This is a genomic window from Flavobacterium mekongense (assembly GCF_047038255.1).
Lineage (GTDB): Bacteria > Bacteroidota > Bacteroidia > Flavobacteriales > Flavobacteriaceae > Flavobacterium > Flavobacterium mekongense.
In genome coordinates this window covers 2,939,393-2,960,044 of record NZ_CP174374.1, presented here as the reverse complement: position 1 = coordinate 2,960,044, position 20,652 = coordinate 2,939,393, and the positions used below count along the sequence as shown (strand labels likewise).

General features: G+C 39.1%; 19 protein-coding genes. 10 read left to right on the top strand and 9 right to left on the bottom strand.

Annotated features, from left to right (window positions below; translation table 11 throughout):
- Positions 1-5 precede the first annotated feature (5 nt).
- Both ACJG85_RS12920 and ACJG85_RS12915 read left to right on the top strand, forming a co-directional pair.
- The gene (locus tag ACJG85_RS12920) at positions 6-2,483 is read left to right on the top strand and encodes a TonB-dependent receptor (RefSeq protein WP_412464490.1); all 2,478 of its coding nucleotides are present in this window, start codon (positions 6-8) and stop codon (positions 2,481-2,483) included.
- 38 nt (positions 2,484-2,521) lie between these two features.
- Positions 2,522-3,241, top strand: coding sequence for a hypothetical protein (locus ACJG85_RS12915; RefSeq protein ID WP_412464489.1), 720 nt, complete (start codon positions 2,522-2,524; stop codon positions 3,239-3,241).
- Here the strand turns inward: ACJG85_RS12915 and ACJG85_RS12910 are convergent, their stop codons facing one another.
- The 4 genes from ACJG85_RS12910 to ACJG85_RS12895 are packed head-to-tail and all read right to left on the bottom strand — an operon-like array spanning position 3,242 to position 8,326.
- Positions 3,242-5,071, bottom strand: a complete 1,830-nt coding sequence (locus ACJG85_RS12910; RefSeq protein WP_412464488.1) for an ABC transporter ATP-binding protein — start codon at positions 5,069-5,071, stop codon at positions 3,242-3,244. It abuts the gene before it with no gap.
- The gene (locus ACJG85_RS12905; protein WP_412464487.1) at positions 5,071-6,798 is read right to left on the bottom strand and encodes a phospho-sugar mutase; all 1,728 of its coding nucleotides are present in this window, start codon (positions 6,796-6,798) and stop codon (positions 5,071-5,073) included. Before ACJG85_RS12905 ends, ACJG85_RS12910 begins: the two co-directional genes overlap by 1 nt.
- Positions 6,799-6,822: 24 nt before the next feature.
- Positions 6,823-7,779 (bottom strand): glycosyltransferase family 2 protein, encoded by a 957-nt coding sequence (locus ACJG85_RS12900; protein ID WP_412476602.1) that lies wholly within the window; start codon positions 7,777-7,779, stop codon positions 6,823-6,825.
- 4 nt (positions 7,780-7,783) lie between these two features.
- Positions 7,784-8,326, bottom strand: a complete 543-nt coding sequence (locus tag ACJG85_RS12895; RefSeq protein WP_409679692.1) for a DUF4199 domain-containing protein — start codon at positions 8,324-8,326, stop codon at positions 7,784-7,786.
- A gap of 228 nt (positions 8,327-8,554) precedes the next feature.
- On the opposite strand from ACJG85_RS12895, the gene ACJG85_RS12890 reads away from it, so the two are divergent.
- The 4 genes from ACJG85_RS12890 (at position 8,555) to mtaB (ending at position 11,872) form a co-directional block, all read left to right on the top strand.
- Positions 8,555-8,806, top strand: a complete 252-nt coding sequence (locus tag ACJG85_RS12890; RefSeq protein WP_290875361.1) for a type B 50S ribosomal protein L31 — start codon at positions 8,555-8,557, stop codon at positions 8,804-8,806.
- Between the two features lie 140 nt (positions 8,807-8,946).
- The gene (locus tag ACJG85_RS12885; protein ID WP_412464485.1) at positions 8,947-10,122 is read left to right on the top strand and encodes a GlmU family protein; all 1,176 of its coding nucleotides are present in this window, start codon (positions 8,947-8,949) and stop codon (positions 10,120-10,122) included.
- Between the two features lie 3 nt (positions 10,123-10,125).
- A complete protein-coding gene (locus tag ACJG85_RS12880; protein WP_412476601.1) occupies positions 10,126-10,455 on the top strand; it encodes a hypothetical protein in 330 nt (109 codons plus the stop codon).
- 88 nt (positions 10,456-10,543) lie between these two features.
- Positions 10,544-11,872, top strand: a complete 1,329-nt coding sequence (gene mtaB, locus ACJG85_RS12875) for a tRNA (N(6)-L-threonylcarbamoyladenosine(37)-C(2))-methylthiotransferase MtaB (RefSeq protein WP_412476600.1) — start codon at positions 10,544-10,546, stop codon at positions 11,870-11,872.
- Positions 11,873-11,914: 42 nt separating this feature from the next.
- Here the strand turns inward: mtaB and ACJG85_RS12870 are convergent, their stop codons facing one another.
- The 3 genes from ACJG85_RS12870 to ACJG85_RS12860 all read right to left on the bottom strand — a co-directional run bounded on the left by ACJG85_RS12870 (position 11,915) and on the right by ACJG85_RS12860 (position 14,381).
- Positions 11,915-13,480 carry a vWA domain-containing protein gene (locus ACJG85_RS12870; protein ID WP_412476599.1) on the bottom strand — a complete coding sequence of 522 codons (1,566 nt, stop codon included), beginning with the start codon at positions 13,478-13,480 and terminating at the stop codon, positions 11,915-11,917.
- Between the two features lie 205 nt (positions 13,481-13,685).
- Positions 13,686-14,027: a hypothetical protein gene (locus tag ACJG85_RS12865; RefSeq protein ID WP_412476598.1), complete on the bottom strand. Its 342-nt coding sequence runs from the start codon at positions 14,025-14,027 to the stop codon at positions 13,686-13,688.
- 69 nt (positions 14,028-14,096) lie between these two features.
- Positions 14,097-14,381, bottom strand: a complete 285-nt coding sequence (locus tag ACJG85_RS12860; RefSeq protein WP_395632440.1) for a GNAT family N-acetyltransferase — start codon at positions 14,379-14,381, stop codon at positions 14,097-14,099.
- 95 nt (positions 14,382-14,476) lie between these two features.
- Between ACJG85_RS12860 and ACJG85_RS12855 the strand changes: the two genes are divergently transcribed.
- Positions 14,477-15,139, top strand: coding sequence for an alpha/beta hydrolase (locus tag ACJG85_RS12855; protein WP_409679708.1), 663 nt, complete (start codon positions 14,477-14,479; stop codon positions 15,137-15,139).
- Positions 15,140-15,210: 71 nt separating this feature from the next.
- Positions 15,211-16,104, top strand: coding sequence for a lytic transglycosylase domain-containing protein (locus tag ACJG85_RS12850; RefSeq protein WP_409679711.1), 894 nt, complete (start codon positions 15,211-15,213; stop codon positions 16,102-16,104).
- A gap of 111 nt (positions 16,105-16,215) precedes the next feature.
- On the opposite strand, the gene ACJG85_RS12845 is transcribed toward ACJG85_RS12850, so the two are convergent.
- Positions 16,216-16,731 (bottom strand): DUF2892 domain-containing protein, encoded by a 516-nt coding sequence (locus tag ACJG85_RS12845; RefSeq protein WP_409679714.1) that lies wholly within the window; start codon positions 16,729-16,731, stop codon positions 16,216-16,218.
- 154 nt (positions 16,732-16,885) lie between these two features.
- On the opposite strand from ACJG85_RS12845, the gene rpmH reads away from it, so the two are divergent.
- Positions 16,886-17,047, top strand: a complete 162-nt coding sequence (gene rpmH, locus ACJG85_RS12840; protein ID WP_007136275.1) for a 50S ribosomal protein L34 — start codon at positions 16,886-16,888, stop codon at positions 17,045-17,047.
- Positions 17,048-17,332: 285 nt separating this feature from the next.
- Complete coding sequence (carB, locus tag ACJG85_RS12835; protein WP_409679723.1) at positions 17,333-20,185, top strand: carbamoyl-phosphate synthase large subunit; 2,853 nt, start codon at positions 17,333-17,335, stop codon at positions 20,183-20,185.
- A 39-nt stretch (positions 20,186-20,224) separates the two neighbouring features.
- On the opposite strand, the gene ACJG85_RS12830 is transcribed toward carB, so the two are convergent.
- On the bottom strand, positions 20,225-20,626 hold the full coding sequence (locus ACJG85_RS12830) for a DUF2721 domain-containing protein (RefSeq protein ID WP_412476597.1): 402 nt from the start codon (positions 20,624-20,626) through the stop codon (positions 20,225-20,227).
- Positions 20,627-20,652 lie beyond the last annotated feature (26 nt).

Below are 20,652 nucleotides of genomic sequence, written 5' to 3'. Positions count from 1 at the left end.
ATAGTTTGAAAACAAATCAATTCCTTTTTACGCTTCTTTTTTTGGCGTTCAGTTGTATGGTTTCGGCCCAAAATGTAACGGCTAAAGTAGCCGGAGTAGTATTAGATGAAAACAACCAACCCGTTGAAAATGTAAATGTAAGCTATCAAACCAAAACATCCACCACCGATAAAAACGGTTTTTACGAAATTACAGTACCGGCCAATCAAAAAGTGGTTTTGCTTTTTACCCATACTTCGCTTAAAAGTATTACGGTAACCTTGCAATTAAAACCGAACGAGGAATTTGAATACCACGTGATGATGAATGACAAAGCCGAACAACTCTCGGATGTTATCATTACCAGCAACCGAAGAAGAGTGCAAGGCATAACGTCTATAGAGCCTGAAACCATCAGAACCAACCCGAGTGCCATGCCGGGAGTAGAGAGTGTTTTGAAATCCCTGCCGAGCGTGAATGCCAACAACGAATTAAGCTCAGGATACAATGTGCGCGGTGGAAATTACGACGAGAACTTAGTGTATGTTAACGAAATCGAAGTGTATCGCCCGTTTTTAATTCGCTCCGGTCAACAAGAAGGTTTGAGTTTTACGAATACCGATATGGTGCAGAAAATTGACTTTTCTGCCGGTGGTTTTCAAGCCAAGTATGGTGATAAAATGTCTTCAGTTCTGGATATTACTTACCGCAAACCTACCAAGTTCGGAGTCACGGCAGAAGCCAGTTTCTTAGGTGGAAGTTTAACCGGAGAAGGGATATCTAAAAATAAAAAATGGTCTGCCATTACCGGAATTCGTTACCGAGACAACTCGCTTTTGGTGAACAGTCAGGAAACACAAACCAATTTTAGACCAACCTTTGTGGACGTTCAAACCAATGTGAATTTTTCACCCAATGATAAATGGCATTTCAGTTTCTTAGGAAATGCTTCTCAAAACAAATACAATTACCAGCCGTTAACGCGTCAAACCAATTTTGGAACCATTGATGAACCTATTGCCTTGCAAATTTTTTACGAAGGTCAGGAGAACGACAAATACCAAACGCTTTTCGGGGCTTTCAAATCTTCTTTCAGCCCGAATGAGAACAACAATTACCGCTTAATCACTTCAATTTACCACACGCAAGAGCAAGAGTACTTCGATATTTTTGCGGCTTATTTTTTAGGCGAAGTTGATACCAATATCGGTTCGGAAACCTTAGGAGAAGTGACTTTTTCTCAGGGCATCGGAACCCAATTGAACCACGCTCGCAACGATTTGGATGCTTTAATTGTGAATGCCGAAGTGAAAGGAACGCATTATATCAACCTCAAAAAACACCAAATTGATTGGGGGATTAAATACACACGTGAGAATTTCCGAGATCGTATAGTCGAGTGGGAAGTGATTGATTCTGCCGGATTTTCCATCAATCCGCCTATTATTGATATTCCGAACGACCAACCTTACAATCCGTATGTTGGACCATTGGTGCCTTACCAAAGTGTGAGAGCGACTAATTTTATTGATATAGACCGCATTTCCGGTTTTGCCCAATGGCGAACAGAAACTAAGTTAGGCAACAGCGATTTCTGGATTACGGCCGGAGCGCGTTTCCACAATTGGACAGTTTCGGGTGACGGAATTTCGAATGCGAAAAGCCAAATCGTAGTGAGTCCGAGAGCTCAATTTACCTTAAAGCCTGACTGGGACAAAGATATGGTGTTTCGTTTTGCCACAGGATTGTACCATCAGCCGCCTTTTTATCGTGAGTTAAGAGACATCAACGGAGCGGTAAATCCGAATGTAAAAGCACAACAGTCACTGCATTTTGTATTGAGTAACGATTATAACTTCAAAATGAGCAAGCGCAAGTTTAAATTAGTGACTGAAGCTTATTATAAGTCGATGACCGATGTGAACACTTATACTTTAGAGAATGTTCGTATTCGCTATCGCGCCAACAATAATGCCGAAGCCTACGCTTATGGATTAGACGTAAGATTGAACGGAGAATTTGTGCCGGGAACCGAATCGTGGTTGAGTTTGGGATACATGAAAACGGAAGAGAACCAAGACGGCAGAGGTTTTATTGCGCGTCCAACAGACCAGCGATTGAAAGTTGGGATTTTGTTCCAAGACTATATGCCGAATTTGCCCAATATGAAGTTGTACCTGAATTTGGTCTATAACACCGGATTGCCTGGTGGTTCGCCTTCTTATGCGGATGCTTATGTGTACCAAAGTCGTTTGCGCGATTATCGCAGAGCTGATGTTGGATTTTCTTATGTCTTGACCGAAAGAAACAATGAAAGACCCGACGGACATTGGCTCAAAAAATTCCAAGATTTGTCTTTTGGTTTTGAAATCTTCAATTTATTCAACAATCAAAATGCCATCACCAACACTTGGGTGCGCGATGTGTATACCAAAAATCAGTACGGTATTCCGAATTATATGACTACGCGTGTCTTCAATGTGAAATTGACGGCCAAACTCTAAAAATAAATCTGTATTTTTGAAAGACAAATTTTGCTGAGATGAAAAAATACACTTGCTATATAGCCGTCATGGTTTTAGGACTAACATTAATTAGCTGTAAAAAAGAAGAAACACCAAAGCCTAAAGTGATTTATCAGGAGGATGCTTCAAAAACAAAAACCGTAGTGCCAGAAGATACCACTCAAATTGAGATAGCTGATTTGCCTATTAATATGGACGGGACTAATTATTTAATTTTTCCTGTTGGGACAGTATCCGGTGATAAGAAAGGTATCAAAGCTTCTTATGATTCCAATACAGGATATACCGTTTCTAATTACAGCGAGTATCAAATTTCAGGTTATCTCAAGAATTTGAAGTTTCAGGAAATAGGGAAGGACACCATTTACGCCCTAAGTGACGCCAATTTATTGATCGAAACAGCTACTTATTTGAAATCGACTGCTGATAAAACCAAAAAGCAATTGATGGTTTACACCTTGGTCGATATGGATACCAATAAAGATGCAAAATTGGACAATAACGATATTAAATCGTTGTATTTAAGTGAGATTTCCGGAAAAAAATTCACCAAGATTTCGGTTGATTTTCACGAGTTAATCGATTGGAGTGTTGTGGACAGTCGCAACAGATTATACTTCAGAACAGTCGACGATACAAACAAAAACGGTGCTTTTGATAAAGAAGACCGTTTGCATTATTTTTACCTCGATTTAGTAAGCAAAGAGTGGAAAGCGGTGGAGTACCAGCCTATTTAACTATTCGAACGATTGCATGGCCACCAATTTAGAATAGGTGCCGTTTTTCGCTAATAATTCATCGTGAGTGCCTTGCTCAACAATTTCTCCTTTGTGCATTACTACAATCAAATCGGCTTTTTGAATGGTAGACAAACGATGCGCAATAACTACTGAAGTTCGGTTTTGCATCATATTTTCCAAAGCTACTTGTACAAATTTTTCACTTTCTGTATCCAAAGCAGAAGTAGCTTCGTCCAAAATCATGATCGGAGGATTTTTCAATACCGCTCGAGCGATTGACAAACGTTGTTTTTGCCCGCCCGACAGTTTGTTCCCGCTATCGCCTATGTTAGTTTCAATTCCGCCCGGCAAATCTTTGACAAACTCGTAGGCATTGGCAATTTTGAGGGCTTCGATGATTTCTGCATCGGTGGCATCTAATTTTCCCAAACGAATATTATCTCTGATCGAACCGTTAAACATGATACTGTCTTGCGTCACTAAACCGGTTAGCCCGCGCAACGACTTCATCGTTACGTCTTTCACGTTGTGGTTGTCGATTAGAATTTCTCCTTCGTTAACATCGTAAAAACGAGTTAATAAATTGGCGATTGTGCTTTTCCCGGAACCGGATTGTCCAACCAAGGCCACTGTTTTACCTTTAGGAATTGTTAGAGAAAAGTTTTTTAATACCGACTCTTCGTTGTAAGCAAAGGTGATGTTTTTTAATTCGATTTGATGATTGAACTGCTCAACAGTGACTGCGTTATTTTTATCAGTTATAGTATTTTCTACTTCCAATACTTCAAAAACACGTTCTGCAGCGGCCAAACCATTTTTAACTTGATAAGATGCTTTAGAAATGGCTTTGGCAGGTGTTAAAATATTGTAAGCCAAGCCGATGTAAGCAATAAATAAAGAACCATCAAGCGATTTATCAACCAAGACCAAATTACCGCCGTAAAAGAGTAATATGGAGATGACCACGATTCCTAAAAATTCAGATAACGGTGAAGCTAAATTGTTTTTCTTCCCGATGCTGTTGGTTAGTTTGTACAAACGGTTGATTGAGTCGTTGAACGTGTTAGAGAAATAATTTTCGGCATTGTAGCTTTTTACCACTTTTAATCCAGATAATGTTTCTTCCACCACCGAAATCAAATGACCGTTTTCCTGTTGTGCACTTTTGGATTTAGACTTTAACGATTTTCCGACTTTAGAAATGATAAAGCCCGATACAGGAATGAAAATGAAAACAAACAGCGTTAACTTCCAGCTAATGTTAATCATGGCTATCAAAGAGAAAACTATTGTAAGAGGTTCTTTGATAATGAGCTCCAAAACCATGAAGAACGAATTTTGGACTTCGTTAATGTCGCCCAACATACGAGCCATGACGTCTCCTTTTCTTTTTTCTGAATAGTAAGGAACAGGCAGCTCGATGATTTTTTTGAACATTTTTTCGCGCAAATCGCGCAAAACGCCTGTTTTTAATTTGGTTAAATTCTGCAAGCCTAAATAACCGAACAAGTTTTTAAACAAGAAGGTTACTACAACAATAGAAACGGTCAATAACAAAGCATAATTAGGACCGTGCGTTTCCGAAAAGTAATTTACATAGTAAAATAAAGTATCATTCAGGTAGTCATCTAGCTTTCCGATTCCTTCATAAGTTGGCAATTGTGTTACTTTTTCTTCATTGCCGAAAAGTACTTTCAATACCGGAAAAATCATGACCATTCCTATGGTGCCGAAAAGCGCATATAAGATGTTGTGAATAACATTCCAAACAACGTTACTCTTATACTTCTTAGCAAAAGGAATAATCTTTTTTAAATTCTCATCCATTAGTTCAGCTGCATCTCAGCAATGATGTTTTTAATTTTTTCGTCTAATTGTTTTTCCGCTTCCGGTATGTCGTTTAAGTTGTCTATGGCGCAATTTACACTGAAGTAAAACTTAATTTTCGGCTCTGTTCCGCTTGGTCGGGCACAAATTTTCGAACCGTCTTCCAAATAATAAATTAATACATTGGATTTTGGTACTGCTAGCGTTTCAACTTCACCGCTCAATAAGTTTTTGGCGCTTGAATTTTGGTAATCTTCTACCATGATTACCCTTTGACCGTTGATTTCGGAAACGGGATTTTCGCGCAAGTCAATCATCATTTGTTTGATTTCATTAGCGCCTTCAATGCCTTTTTTGGTCAGTGAAATCAGGTGCTCTTTGTAAAAACCGAAATCTACATACATTTGTTGCAAATATTCGTAAACCGAGCTGTTGTTTTCTTTCGCTTGGGCAGCAATTTCACACATTAATAAAATAGCACCAACGGCATCTTTGTCGCGTACGGCATCGCCTACCATAAAGCCGAAACTTTCTTCACCGCCACCGATGAATTGCAATTCCGGAAAATCTTTGATGAATTTAGCAATCCATTTGAAACCGGTTAAGCCTACTTTACATTCTACGTTGTAAGCCGAAGCCAACTCCAACATCATAGGCGTAGACACGATAGTAGAACCGATAAATTGTTTGCCGTTAATTTTGCCGGCTTTGTGCCATTGTTCCAGTAAATAATGCGTCATGATAACCATAGTTTGGTTGCCATTGAGTAGTATTATGTTGTTTTGATGGTCACGAACCGCTACACCTAATCGGTCGCTGTCCGGATCGGTACCGAAAACGATATCTGCATTTACTCTTTCCGCTAACGCAAGCGCCATTGTCAAGGCTTCCGGTTCTTCAGGATTAGGCGAAACCACCGTTGGGAAATCCCCATTGGGTTCTGCTTGTTCCGCTACGATATTTACATTGGTATAACCGGCTTTGGCTAAAACATTCGGCACCATTTTAATAGAAGTTCCGTGCAGCGAAGTGTAAACAATTTTCAATCCTGCTTTAGCCGAAGCTGAGGTGTTAAAACTCGCATTGGCTACAGTGGATTCGGCAAAAGCGTCATCTACTTCAGTGCTGATGTATTCGATTAAGCTTTCATTGGCTTCAAAATTAATCTCGTTGTATTTTAAACGTTCAATTACTTCAATAATTTCGCCGTCTTGTGGCGGCACCAATTGCCCACCGTCTTGCCAATATACTTTGTAACCATTGTATTCCGGCGGATTGTGAGAAGCCGTTAAAACAATTCCGGCATGACAGTTTAAGTGTTTTAAAGCAAAAGAAAGTTCCGGAGTAGGTCGCATTTCTGAGAAAAGAAAAACCTTAATGCCATTGGCCGAAAACACATCGGCTACTACTTTTCCTAAAGTGTCACTGTTGTGGCGACAATCGTAGGCAATGACCACTTTTAAGTCTTCTCCGGGGAACGATTTTTTTAAGTATTCTGAAATGCCTTGGGTGTTTTTACCCAAAGTGTATTTGTTGATTCGGTTGGTGCCAACGCCCATAATACCGCGCATACCGCCGGTTCCGAATTCTAAATTTTTATAAAAACTCTCCTCCAAATTTTTAGGAGAAGTGGTCATCATTTCTTTGATTTGGTTTTGAGTATCGTTGTCGAAGGTTGGCGTCAACCATTCGTTCACTTTGTCTAATATGGATTGATCAATATGCATATCGTGGATATTATTTGAAATAAATTACAAATTTACTTCAGTCGAAATTTTATAACGCTCTTCGTTGTTTTTGGATCTCAGAATGATTTCTCCCAAAAATCCGGCTAAGAACAATTGCGAGCCCAATATCATGGCCGTCAGAGCGATGTAGAATAGGGGATTGTCGGTCACTAGAATGGTGTGGTAGCCCGAATAGAGTTTGATTAATTTTAATGTTATAATAGCACCGGTTGCTAAAAATCCGATGACAAACATCAGGACACCAACAGCTCCGAACAAGTGCATCGGTCTTTTGCCGTAACGCGACAAAAACCAAATCGTAATTAAATCCAAGAATCCATTGATAAAACGACTCATGCCAAATTTGGATTCGCCGTATTTTCGTGCTTGATGGATAACAACCTTCTCACCGATTTTTCCGAAACCGGCATTTTTAGCCAATACCGGAATGTAACGGTGCATTTCGCCGGAAACTTCTATGTTTTTGATGACTATGTTTTTATAGGCTTTCAACCCGCAATTGAAATCATTCAAATAAACGCCCGAGGTTTTACGAGCCGCCCAATTAAATAGTTTAGAAGGTAGATTTTTGGCAACAACCGAGTCGTAGCGTTTTTTCTTCCAGCCCGAAACCAAGTCGAAATTTTGCTGCATAATCATATTGTACAAATCCGGAATTTCATCCGGACTGTCTTGTAAATCGGCATCCATAGTAATCACCACGTCGCCATTGGCTTTGGCAAAACCGGCGTGTAAAGCTTGCGATTTCCCGAAATTTCTCAGAAATCGAATACCCTTTACATTGGGATTGTTTTTGGATAAATCGGTAATAATTTGCCAAGAGTTATCGGTACTTCCGTCGTCTATAAAGATAACTTCATACGTATAGTTGTGGGTTGTCATAACTTTGACAATCCATTGGTGTAATTCGGGTAAAGATTCCTGCTCGTTTAAAAGCGGAATGATGATGGATAAATTCATTCAATTAGAAACTTTGCGGACGTTCTTTTTTTACAATGGCACCGATAATTAGTGAATAGATTAAACCAATAAAGGCGTACATAACTATGGTAATTGGAATGGCAATGGCCGGGCTCATGAATTTTTTTGTCCAAGAAAGGGCCATTTCTAATTGTTCTTCAGACATTTCAGGGTTTTGTTGCACCATTACATCTCTGGTTTTTCTTAAAATTTCCTCCATAAACTCCGGGAAAATCATATTAAAGACAGCAGAGAAAATACCGTAAACAAGTGCTCCGATAACACAGATAACAACTCCTATTTTAATGGCTTCACCGAAAGAAATAAATCCGGAGTTGATTTTGTTTTTAAAATTGTTACAACCAACTAATATGAGCGCGATAGGCAAAACCAAGAAGTTGATCAGATTGACCACTATGCCATAAGCTTTGTTGGTGGTTGGGTCAATATTTAAAACATAAGAAATCACAAATTCAACAATCATGATAAGGCCAAACAATACGCCATATTGAACAGCAGACTTTGACGGTGAAGTAATATTTTCCATAGTAAAGGACATTTTTAAATTAATTAACAAATATAGTAATTCCACAATTACTAAGTAGTAAGTTTAAAACAATTAAAAAAAGTTACACTTAGCTTTGATTTTTATAAAAAAATTGTATTTTTGCACACTCAAATAAAAAAAACAAATAATTAAAAGTTGTAGCCAGTTTACACCTTTCGAGTAGAAAGCTTCAAAACGAACTACTTCAAAAACATAAAAAGATTTATCATGAAAAAAGGAATTCACCCGGAAAATTACAGATTAGTTGCTTTCAAAGACATGTCTAACGAAGATGTGTTTATCACTAAATCTACAGTAGAAACTAAAGAAACTATCGTTCACGAAGGTGTTGAATACCCGGTGTACAAAATGGAGATCTCAAGAACATCTCACCCATTTTATACTGGTAAATCTAAACTTATCGATACTGCCGGACGTATTGATAAATTCAAAAGCAAATACGCTAAACACGCTAAATAGTAGTTTCAGTGTTCAAATTTTAGAAAGACCATTCACGAAAGTGAGTGGTTTTTTTATGCAATAAACTTTGTCCCGAAACCTTGCCAAACGAATTTTTTTTATAAACTTTGGACTCGCAACTTTTTTAACTCGCAACTTCAATGAACTATATACTTTTTGACGGAACAGTGCGCAATGCCTTGTTGCCCTTTACTTTTACCAGACCGGTAGCCGATATTAGAGTTGGAATCTTAACCATACGTGAAAAATGGGAAAAGTATCTCGGTTACACCACTACAACTTTAACAGAAGAATATCTCTCGGAAAAGTTTCCGATGGTAGAAATGGAGGATAATGTTATGATTAATGCTTCCTTTTTGCCGAATGAAGTTTTGATTGAGATGGTAAAGGGTTTAGAGAAAAACCAAGCGATTTTCCAAGGTGAAGAAGTGGTCGCATTTTATACCAACGATACGCAGGAAGAAGTTGATTTTGAAGCTTATGAAATTATAGAATGCACAGAGGGAGGAATTAAAATTGAACATACTTGGGATATTTTTGCCAAAAACGATGCGGCTCTCAGAGAGGATTTTGACTTGATTACCGAAGGCAGACATTCGTTACCCATTCCTAAAAGTGTCAACGTAATAGCCCCCGAAAATATTTTTATCGAAGAAGGCGCTAAGTTGGAATTTGTCACTCTAAACGCGTCAACAGGACCAATCTACATTGGCAAGAATGCCGAAATCATGGAAGGTTCAGTAATCCGCGGACCTTTTGCCTTGTGCGAATCGGGTAGGGTGAAATTGGCGACTAAAGTTTATGGCGCTACTACTGTTGGTCCGCATTCCGTTATTGGAGGTGAAGTGAGTAACTCTGTTTTGATGGGTTATTCCAACAAAGGTCACGACGGATTTTTAGGCAATGCTGTGTTGGGCGAGTGGTGCAATATCGGTGCCGACAGCAACAATTCAAACTTAAAAAACAACTACGAAGAAGTGCGTTTGTGGAGTTATGAAACAGAAGGTTTTGCCAAAACCGGTTTGCAGTTTTGCGGTTTAATGATGGGTGACCACAGCAAGTGTGGTATCAATACGATGTTCAACACCGGTACGGTTGTTGGGGTTTTTGCTAATATTTTCGGTGCCGGTTTTCCTCGTAATTTTGTGCCAAGCTTTTCATGGGGTGGCGCATCCGGTTTTACTACATATATGACCAACAAAGCTTTTCAAACGGCTAAAATTGTAATGGCACGACGCAATGTCGCCTTTACCGATGAAGACGCTAAAATTTTGCAACACGTATTTGAAATCACACAAAAATATCGAAAGGAATAAGTTATGTTGAGTATTTTATTTTTTTATTTCGTTTGGAAGAAGTTTTCTGAACTTGCAATAAGTTACGGTAAGTCTAAGCACAACGGTTGGTTTGGAATCTTGGCTTATGTGGGCGGTTTATTTTTTATCGGAATGATTTTAGGTGTCCTCAATGAGCTTTTGGGTTGGGGAATCGACTTTGAAAACAATTTGGTAATAAGGTTTATGGATATCCCTGTTGGGCTTTTGTGTTGCTATATTTTGTATCTCATTTTAGATAAGAAATGGAAGTCTGAAGTGGTTGAAATTGAATCTATTGACAACATAGGTGCGTCGATTGATGATGTTGAATAAATTTCACAACAGTTTATAAGGAACAAAAATATCTGAGTATATTTGTACCCTCAATTTTTGACAACGATTTCATCAATTGAGCAAGCTTATGGAAAACAAAAAGAAAGTCGCCTTTTATACTTTAGGGTGCAAATTGAATTTCTCTGAAACCTCTACTATTGCGAGAAATTTCCAAGACGAAGGTTTTGAACGCGTTGATTTTGAAGCAGTAGCCGATATTTATGTCATCAATACTTGTTCGGTAACCGATAATGCGGATAAGCAATTCAAACAGGTTGTAAAAAAAGCACTAAAGCTCAACGAAAATGCTTTCGTTGCCGCGGTAGGTTGTTACGCTCAGTTAAAACCGGAAGAACTGGCCGCTGTTGACGGTGTCGATTTGGTTTTGGGTGCTACCGAAAAATTTAAAATCACCGATTATCTCAACGACTTGTCCAAAAACCAAATGGGCGAAGTACATTCGTGCGAAATCGAAGAAGCCGATTTTTATGTCGGTAGTTACTCTATAGGGGATAGAACTCGTGCTTTTTTAAAAGTACAAGACGGTTGCGATTACAAATGTACTTATTGTACTATACCACTGGCCCGTGGTATTTCTCGCAGCGATGCCTTAGACAACGTACTGAAAAACGCTTACGAAATCTCCCAACAAGGCATCAAAGAAATTGTACTAACCGGTGTGAATATCGGCGATTACGGTAAAGGCGAATTCGGCAACAAAAAACACGAACACACGTTTCTTGATTTGGTGAAAGCTTTAGACGAAGTGGAAGGCATAGAACGCTTGCGCATTTCTTCTATCGAACCGAATTTATTGAAAAATGAAACCATCGAGTTTGTAGCACAAAGCCGAACTTTTGTGCCGCATTTCCATATTCCGTTACAAAGCGGCAGTAACGATATTTTAAAGAAAATGAAACGCCGTTATTTGCGCGAAGTTTACGTCGATAGGGTAAATAAAATCCGCGAAGTGATGCCGCACGCTTGTATAGGTGTGGATGTAATTGTAGGCTTTCCGGGCGAAACGGATGAGCATTTCTTAGAAACGTACCACTTCTTAAACGAGTTGGATATTTCGTATTTACATGTCTTTACCTATTCAGAAAGAGACAATACTGAAGCCGTTTTGATGGATGGTGTAGTGCCGATGAACGTCAGAGCAAAACGTAGCAAAATGCTTCGTGGCTTATCGGTGAAAAAACGCCGTGCTTTTTACGAAAGTCAGATAGGTACGCACAGAACGGTTTTGTTTGAAGGCGAAAACAAAGAAGGCTACATTCAAGGTTTTACCGAAAACTACGTCAAAGTAAAAACGCCTTGGAATCCTGATTTGGTTAATACCTTGCACGAAATTCAGCTCACGCACATCGATGAAGACGGCGCTGTCCGCATGGCTTTTACCAACGTTACCGTATAAATACAAAACCCTGATTTTTACAATCAGGGTTTCTTTTTGGTGTTAATTAATGGCTTCGACCAACCGTATGAACTCGGCTTTGTAGCCATCTTCGTCATAACTTAAGCCGGATTGTGCCAAACGTTTGATATCGTCGGTTGATTTTTCGGAGATGTATTTGGAATCTCTTAACTTTAATCCGAACCAAGCTACGGCACTGCTGAACTTGAAATCTTTTGAACTTTGCGCCAAAGTTACAGTGCGGTCTGCAATCGTTTTAATCATCTCGATGCTTTTTTCGCCATCTGGTTTTTTGTATCGGAATTTAATAGTCGCCAATTCTTCGCTGTACTGACTTTCACTATCGGTTTTGACTTTGGTGTACTTCAAATCCGAAGGCACAAAATCGCTGTCTACACCTGCTGGAATGATTTCGTATAAAGCGGTAACAGTGTGGCCACTGCCCAATTCTCCGGCGTCAATTGCGTCGTTTTTAAAATCTTCGGCTTTTAGTTTTCGGTTTTCATAGCCAATTAAGCGGTAGGCTTGTACGTGTTTTGGGTTGAACTCAATTTGGATTTTTACATCTTTGGCAATCGCAAATAACGAACCTTTGAATTCTCTTCCTAAAAAGCGATTGGCTTCTTGGATGTTGTCGATATAAGCATAATTACCATTGCCTTTGTCGGCTAAGATTTCCATTTTACTGTCTTTGTAGTTGCCCATGCCGTAACCCAATACAGTCAAAAATATACCCGATTTTCTTTTTTCTTCAATCAAATCTTCCATGTCGGCGTCGGAGGATTTGCCTACATTGAAATCACCGTCGGTAGCCAAAATCACTCGGTTGTTTCCGTCTTTGATAAAGTTTTGTTTGGCCAATTGGTAAGCCAACTCAATACCTTCGCCACCGGCTGTGCTGCCACCGGCGTTTAAGTTGTCAAAAGCTTCGATAATGGTCTCTTTATCATCGCCCGAAGTTGGTTCCAAAACTACTCCGGCAGCACCGGCATAAACTACTATAGCAACTTTGTCCTTGGCTCGCAATTCTTTAACCAATACTTTCATCGATTCTTTCAATAAAGGCAGTTTGTTGTCGTCGCTCATTGAACCGGAAACATCTACTAAGAAAACCAAGTTGGATGGTGGTAAGTTATGAGTTGGGATATTTTTACCTTGTAAACCAATGCGCAATAATTTATGCTCTGCATTCCAAGGACTTTCGCTATACTCAGTGTTGATGGAAAACGGATGCTCGTCTACCGGTTGTGGGTATTGGTATTTGAAAAAGTTGACCATTTCTTCCACGCGAACGGCATCTTTAGGAACGGGTTGGCCGTTATTGATGAATCGGCGAATGTTGGTGTAAGCGGCATTGTCAACATCAATAGAGAAAGTCGATAATGGAGCAGTTTTAGGGGATTCAAAAGGGTTTTCTACAAGCTCGGTATAGCTTTCGGTGTTTTCGTTGGCAGTAACTGCATCGTCGGGATTGGGTAGTAGAGTTTCGTTGTCGGCAGCTTCCACGGCTGTAGTGTCCGCAGAAGCTTCGCTGTACATAGCGCCTTGTTTACAGCCGGCAAAAATAAGCATGACAAGGACTGCTGAAAAAAAATGAACTTTTTTCATGGGAATAAGTTTTTAGAAAAATTAATACTGATGTTTTAACTAAAAATAATGGTCAGCATTCCGGATTTGCCAAGGGTATTATTTCTGTTTCGGACCAATCCAAATTTGATGCCAAAAAATTAAGGTAATTTTAAGTTTCGGTTTTTCTGGTTGACAGAACCTTACTATAGCTGAGGTTTTTAGCCGAAAATTTTTGGTTTTGGTTTCAATATTTATAATGAAAACGAATTTTGGTGATGCGAAAAACGGTCTCGCTGTATTGCTCTATAAATTCAAATTTATGCCTGCCCAGTTGTTGAAAGGCAACTATTCTATCAGCTGATATTTCGTAATACATATTTTGACCCTCCATCATAAACTTATCACCGGTGTTGCGATAGGCGGAACGAATCAGTTCGAATTCTGATAAATTCCAAGTGGTAAGATTGGCATCTAAGTTGTGGATGTCGGAGCATAGGCCTTCCGTAATTTCGGTTCTTGATCCGTAATATTTGTCGATGTTCTCGAAGTAGTGGATTATTTCTTGTTGGAAGTCGGCTGTATTCATTGCATAAAAATACTAAAATCTATAAAAAAAGTCGCCTTGAAGGGCGACTTTACTAAAAATTATTTCAAATTAGATTTTAATACCCGGTGGTAACAAATCTTTGTACGTCGAATTTTTTCGGAAGAAAAGCGCAATCTTAGGTAAAATTGGCACCACTTTAAGTTTGCGTTCGTAGGCGATTTCCATAATGTTTTTCAGCAATTCATTAATCAATTCTTCATCATTAAAGCCGTCAAAAGTATTAATTCTGGTCAGGAATATTTTTTTTTCTTGGAAAGAATATTCAACAGAAATCAATTTTCCATCAACCAATGTTTCAAACTGCCGAGCAAAGGTGTTGTCTTTAATTTCCATTTTTTCTGAAATTAACGTTGTGTTCATCATCAAGTAAAATAAAAGGATTATTTTTAGGCAAATTTACTAATAATTAACGAGTCTACAGTTAAATAATGACTAAAATACATGTTTACTTCATGCCGGGTTTGGCGGCGAGTCCTACTATTTTTGAGCGTATTCAACTCCCAACAGACCTTTTTGAAATGCATTTATTGGAATGGGAAATTCCTTTGGAGAATGAAAGTTTATCGGATTATGCCAAAAGAATTGCTGCTAAAGTTACTCATGAAAATCCCGTATTAGTTGGTGTTTCTTTCGGTGGTGTTTTGGTTCAAGAAATGAAAGCTTTTTTAAATCCACAAAAAGTGATCATCATTTCGAGTGTAAAATCCAATACCGAGTTTCCTCGACGGTTTAAAATCGCCAAAACTACTAAAGCCTATAAGCTCATCCCGACACAATTATTTGAAAATATCGAATCGTTACTCAAGTTTTCCTTTGGTTCTTCTATAGTTAAGCAACGATTGGTTTTGTATGAAAAATTTTTATCGGTTCGCGATAAGCGTTATTTGGATTGGGCTATTGAGCAAATTATCAATTGGAATCGAAAAGTAATTGATCCCGATATCATTCACATCCACGGCGATGCCGATGAGGTTTTTCCACCCAAATACATCAAAGAATTCATTCCGGTAAAAGGAGGAACACACATCATGATTTTAAGCAAATACAAATGGTTGAACGAAAATTTACCTAAAATTATCTTAGAGAAGTAGTCGTTTAGGCTCGTTTTTTGTAGCTTTACCATTCTGAAGCAATCGTCATTGCAAATAAAAAAATTACTGTCATGAGAACGAATAAAATCTTAGTATCCGTGCTAGCCATAGGGGTAATGTCAGGTGTTTTGGTTTACGGGATTTCCGGGACGCAAAAAGAACAATTACTGCACGAAGGTTCGGCCATGTATTTCCCGACTGAAGTTGATTTTGCCGGAGAAAAAACACCTTTGCAAATCTCCGATGTTCGTGAGCGATTAGACCGTGAGTTGCTCATCAATGCCAATCTTGATGCTACTACAGCGCTAATTATAAAAAGAGCCAATCGCGTTTTTCCTATTATAGAACCTATTTTAGCCAAATACGGCGTACCGGATGATTTTAAATATTTAGCCGTAATCGAAAGCGGTTTGGTTAATGCTGTTTCTTCAGCGGGCGCACGAGGCGTGTGGCAATTTATGCCGGAAACAGCCAAAGAAAAAGGCATGGAGGTAAATGACATAGTGGATGAAAGATACCATCTGGAAAAATCTACAGAAGCGGCTTGCCGTTATTTACTGGCTGCCAAAGAAAAATTCGGATCATGGACTTTAGCTGCGGCTTCCTATAACGGCGGTATGAACGGTATTACCAAGAGAATAGATGAGCAAAAAGTAAATAATTACTACGATTTGGCTCTCACTGAGGAAACTTCGCGCTACGTCTTCCGTATATTGGCGCTGAAAGAAATCATGCGCCAACCGGCCAAATACGGTTTCAACATCTATCCAAGCGATTTGTACACCCAAATCCCAACCAAAAAAGTAGCGGTCGACAGTTCCATCACCGACTTAACCGGATTTGCCATTTCACAAGGCATAAACTATAAAATATTAAAAATCCACAATCCGTGGCTGCGCGACAAAAAGTTGGTTAACCCAACCAAAAAGCGTTACGAAATTGAAATTCCGCTGGAAGGCTATTAATGGAGACTACTTAGGTTTTTAGAAAATTAGATTACTTAGATACTAAAATGAAAAACCATCCTGATATTCAGGATGGTTTTTTATTGTCTAAGTCAGTCTAATTTAGTCTAATTAGATTTTCTTCAACTGCTCTTTCATCATTTTGATCTGATCGTTCAGCATGTTTTGCTTGTCTAATTTTTTAGCTTCATTCAGCAAAGTAGTAGCCTCCATTTTGCGTCTTTTCGACATGGCAATTCCGGCTAAGTTTAGTTTGGCAACCGCCAAGTCCATATCCATACTCAATCCCAATTCAATCGCCTTTCTGAAGTATTTCTCCGATTGGTGTAAATTGGTTTGCGATGTCATCAAGCCATGTAAATAGTTGTAATAACCTTGTTGTTTTCTAACCAAAGCGGTTTCAGGATTTTTAATTTTATCCAACCAACTTTTGGCGCCGGCAAAATCCTGTTTTCTCAATTTCAGGAAAGCCATCAAAATAAATTCGTTTTTATAATACAAAAAGATAGGAATAACAGTTAGTAAAATCAAGAAAATACCATTACCGATATTACTTTCCGTGAATTGCCAAATGGCAGTGGCAACCAATAAAGCCGCTATGATTAATTTGATAAATCTGTGAAACATGTCTTTAAAATTTTTGTGGCACAAAGGTAGTAAAATGAATTAAAAATATTTTTAAAAAAGTTCTTGTCGGAAAAAAAAAGGTTTGTATATTTGCACTCGGTTTTGAAAGAACCAACCTGAACAGAATATTACACGATTTTAAAGATATACAGCAATGAGCAAAAGAACGTTTCAACCATCGAAAAGAAAAAGAAGAAATAAACACGGATTTATGGACAGAATGGCTTCAGCAAATGGAAGAAAGGTCCTTGCGCGTCGTAGAGCTAAAGGAAGACATAAATTGACTGTATCTTGTGAACCAAGACACAAAAAATAATGATTCTTTATCAATCAATATCAAGCCGTTACTTTTATTAGTAGCGGCTTTTTTTTAAACCTGTTCATAAATATTGATAATTTTCAGGAGCTATTTCCCGCTGTTCGCTACAATCTTTTTATTTTTAAAAAGAAAAAATAAAAAGGATTTCCACTGCCATCGGGGCTAGGGTTTAGAATATACAACAACATACAACTTATAACACACATTTGATATTAAGAGGAGAATGTCCTGTGGACATTCGGAAAATAAGACAACAACTAAACTACATAACTACAACACAAAATGCCTAAAGACAACTCCATCAAATCGGTTTTAATTATTGGTTCCGGACCCATCGTTATCGGACAAGCTTGCGAATTCGACTATGCCGGTTCCCAATCCGCTCGCTCGCTCAGAGAAGAAGGAATCGAAGTCATCTTAATCAACTCCAATCCGGCCACGATTATGACCGATCCCAGCATGGCTGATCATGTTTATCTATTACCGCTAACTACCAAATCCATTATCCAAATCCTGAAAGAGCACCCGCAAATTGACGCAGTACTACCTACTATGGGCGGACAAACGGCGCTCAACTTGTGTCTGGAAGCCGACGAAAAAGGGATTTGGCAAGATTTCAACGTAAAGTTAATTGGGGTAGATATTAACGCCATCAATATTACTGAAGACCGCGAGCAATTCAAACAATTGTTGCAAAAAATAAACGTACCTACCGCACCGGCGAAAACCGCGACTTCTTTCTTAAAAGGAAAAGAAATTGCGCAAGAATTTGGCTTTCCTTTGGTGATTCGTCCTTCCTTTACTTTGGGCGGAACCGGAGCGGCTTTCGTACACAAAAAAGAAGATTTCGACGACTTACTCACCCGTGGTTTAGAAGCATCACCCATACATGAAGTTTTAATTGACAAGGCTTTATTGGGCTGGAAAGAATATGAGTTAGAACTCTTGCGCGATAAAAACGACAACGTAGTCATCATCTGTTCCATCGAAAATATGGACCCGATGGGCATCCACACCGGAGATTCGATTACGGTAGCGCCGGCTATGACATTGTCCGACACGACGTTCCAAAAAATGCGTGATATGGCCATTTTGATGATGCGCTCCATCGGAAACTTTGCCGGAGGTTGTAACGTACAATTTGCCGTATCGCCGGATGAAAAAGAGGATATCGTAGCCATCGAAATCAATCCGCGTGTATCGCGTTCCTCCGCTTTAGCGTCTAAAGCAACCGGTTATCCGATTGCCAAAATTGCCACCAAATTGGCTTTAGGCTATCACTTAGACGAATTGCAAAACCAAATCACCAAGTCGACTTCCGCTTTGTTCGAGCCGACGTTGGATTACGTTATCGTTAAAATCCCGCGTTGGAATTTTGATAAGTTTGAAGGTTCCGACAGAACTTTGGGCTTACAAATGAAATCGGTTGGGGAAGTAATGGGTATCGGCCGTTCGTTCCAAGAAGCCTTGCACAAAGCGACCCAATCTTTGGAAATCAAAAGAAACGGAATTGGTGCCGACGGCAAAGGATACAAAAACTACGAACAAATTATCGAAAAACTCACTTATGCCAGCTGGGATAGAGTGTTTGTGATTTATGATGCGATTGCCATGGGTATTCCGTTGAGCCGCATCCACGAAATCACCAAAATCGATATGTGGTTCTTAAAACAATACGAAGAGTTGTACTTGTTGGAAAGAGAAATTTCCCAGTACAAAGTGGATACCTTGCCAAAGGAATTACTACTCGAAGCTAAACAAAAAGGCTACGGCGACCGTCAAATTGCTCACATGATGGGTTGTTTGGAAAGTCAGGTTTACAAATTGCGCGAAGAAATGAACATCAATCGCGTGTACAAACTGGTTGATACTTGTGCGGCCGAGTTCAAAGCCATGACGCCTTATTATTACTCCACTTTCGAAGCCGAAATCCAAACTGTCGACGGGCAAAGATTGGTGAGCAATGAAAGTATTGTTACCGATAAAAAGAAAGTTATCGTTTTAGGTTCCGGACCTAACCGTATCGGACAAGGGATTGAGTTTGATTACTCTTGTGTACACGGCGTTTTAGCCGCCAAAGAATGCGGATACGAAACCATCATGATCAACTGTAACCCGGAAACGGTATCGACGGATTTTGACACGGCTGATAAGTTGTATTTCGAGCCGGTATTTTGGGAACACATTTACGATATCATTCGCCACGAAAAGCCGGAAGGTGTGATTGTTCAGTTGGGTGGACAAACCGCTTTAAAATTGGCTGAAAAGTTAGATCGATACGGAATCAAAATATTAGGAACTTCGTTTGATGCCTTGGATTTAGCGGAAGACCGAGGAAGATTTTCCGAATTGTTGGAAGACTTGAAAATTCCGTTCCCTAAGTTTGGTGTAGCCGAAAATGCTGATCAAGCCTCAGCTTTAGCCGATGTATTGGATTTTCCATTGTTGGTTCGTCCTTCCTATGTATTAGGCGGTCAAGGCATGAAAATTGTCATCAACAAACAAGAACTGGAAGAACACGTAATCGATTTGCTGAAAAATATACCGGGGAATAAATTGTTGCTCGACCATTATTTAGACGGTGCTATTGAAGCGGAAGCGGATGCGATTTGCGACGGCGAAAACGTATACATCATTGGGATAATGGAGCATATTGAACCTTGTGGCGTACACTCGGGCGACTCGAATGCCACTTTACCGCCGTTCAATTTGGGCGAATTCGTGATGCAACAAATCAAAGACCATACGAAGAAAATCGCTTTGGCTTTAAGAACGGTTGGTTTAATCAATATCCAGTTTGCCATTAAAGACGATATCGTTTATATTATTGAAGCCAATCCGAGAGCGTCACGTACCGTACCATTTATCGCTAAAGCATATGGCGAACCGTATGTGAATTATGCTACGAAAGTAATGTTAGGTCAAAATAAAGTAACTGATTTCACCTTCAATCCGAAACTAAGCGGCTATGCTATTAAACAACCGGTGTTCTCTTTTAGTAAATTCCCGAATGTAAACAAAGCCCTCGGACCGGAAATGAAATCCACAGGAGAAAGCATTTTGTTTATAGACGATTTAAAAGACGATCAGTTCTACGAGTTGTATAGCAGAAGAAAAATGTACTTAAGTAAATAACAAAAAAAATCCCGAGAACATCGGGATTTTTTGTGGTTTTTATTTTTTACTTTCCTCTTCCAAATCACTCAAATGTAAGCGCAAGGCTGTCACCGAAATGCTGATTTCCCAAAAAGATATCGCTAAGGAAGTCAGTAAGCACAATAAACTCGCCGCAAAAAGATATATGCCTGCGGTATGCCAATCTATGAACAAACACAACATGGCAAATACCGACAAGAACAAACACAAGACACCAAAAAGCTGCATATAGCGAATCAATGAAAGCCGCAGGTTTAAGTTTTTGATTTGCAATAAAATACTGCGCGTATGGTTTTCGTCATAATGTTTTTTCAAACTGCGAACGATTTGTGCAATGGTCAAAAAACGATTGGTGTAAGCCAATAATATGAGAGAAGTAGCGGAGAATAACAGGGCTGGAGTTTCTATGGAGAGTGTCATAAAAAAATACGAATTACGAATTATGA

Bases quoted from the DNA above. Each gene is read 5' to 3' on its own strand.
- ACJG85_RS12870 (WP_412476599.1), bottom strand. From the start codon at position 13,480: ATGAAAAAAGTTCATTTTTTTTCAGCAGTCCTTGTCATGCTTATTTTT.
- ACJG85_RS12850 (WP_409679711.1), top strand. From the start codon at position 15,211: ATGAGAACGAATAAAATCTTAGTATCCGTGCTAGCCATAGGGGTAATG.
- ACJG85_RS12865 (WP_412476598.1), bottom strand. From the start codon at position 14,027: ATGAATACAGCCGACTTCCAACAAGAAATAATCCACTACTTCGAGAAC.
- ACJG85_RS12900 (WP_412476602.1), bottom strand. From the start codon at position 7,779: ATGAATTTATCCATCATCATTCCGCTTTTAAACGAGCAGGAATCTTTA.
- ACJG85_RS12860 (WP_395632440.1), bottom strand. From the start codon at position 14,381: ATGGAAATTAAAGACAACACCTTTGCTCGGCAGTTTGAAACATTGGTT.
- ACJG85_RS12845 (WP_409679714.1), bottom strand. From the start codon at position 16,731: ATGTTTCACAGATTTATCAAATTAATCATAGCGGCTTTATTGGTTGCC.
- carB (WP_409679723.1), top strand. From the start codon at position 17,333: ATGCCTAAAGACAACTCCATCAAATCGGTTTTAATTATTGGTTCCGGA.
- ACJG85_RS12830 (WP_412476597.1), bottom strand. From the start codon at position 20,626: ATGACACTCTCCATAGAAACTCCAGCCCTGTTATTCTCCGCTACTTCT.
- ACJG85_RS12855 (WP_409679708.1), top strand. From the start codon at position 14,477: ATGACTAAAATACATGTTTACTTCATGCCGGGTTTGGCGGCGAGTCCT.
- ACJG85_RS12910 (WP_412464488.1), bottom strand. From the start codon at position 5,071: ATGGATGAGAATTTAAAAAAGATTATTCCTTTTGCTAAGAAGTATAAG.
- ACJG85_RS12880 (WP_412476601.1), top strand. From the start codon at position 10,126: ATGTTGAGTATTTTATTTTTTTATTTCGTTTGGAAGAAGTTTTCTGAA.
- mtaB (WP_412476600.1), top strand. From the start codon at position 10,544: ATGGAAAACAAAAAGAAAGTCGCCTTTTATACTTTAGGGTGCAAATTG.
- rpmH (WP_007136275.1), top strand. From the start codon at position 16,886: ATGAGCAAAAGAACGTTTCAACCATCGAAAAGAAAAAGAAGAAATAAA.
- ACJG85_RS12885 (WP_412464485.1), top strand. From the start codon at position 8,947: ATGAACTATATACTTTTTGACGGAACAGTGCGCAATGCCTTGTTGCCC.
- ACJG85_RS12905 (WP_412464487.1), bottom strand. From the start codon at position 6,798: ATGCATATTGATCAATCCATATTAGACAAAGTGAACGAATGGTTGACG.
- ACJG85_RS12895 (WP_409679692.1), bottom strand. From the start codon at position 8,326: ATGGAAAATATTACTTCACCGTCAAAGTCTGCTGTTCAATATGGCGTA.
- ACJG85_RS12890 (WP_290875361.1), top strand. From the start codon at position 8,555: ATGAAAAAAGGAATTCACCCGGAAAATTACAGATTAGTTGCTTTCAAA.
- ACJG85_RS12915 (WP_412464489.1), top strand. From the start codon at position 2,522: ATGAAAAAATACACTTGCTATATAGCCGTCATGGTTTTAGGACTAACA.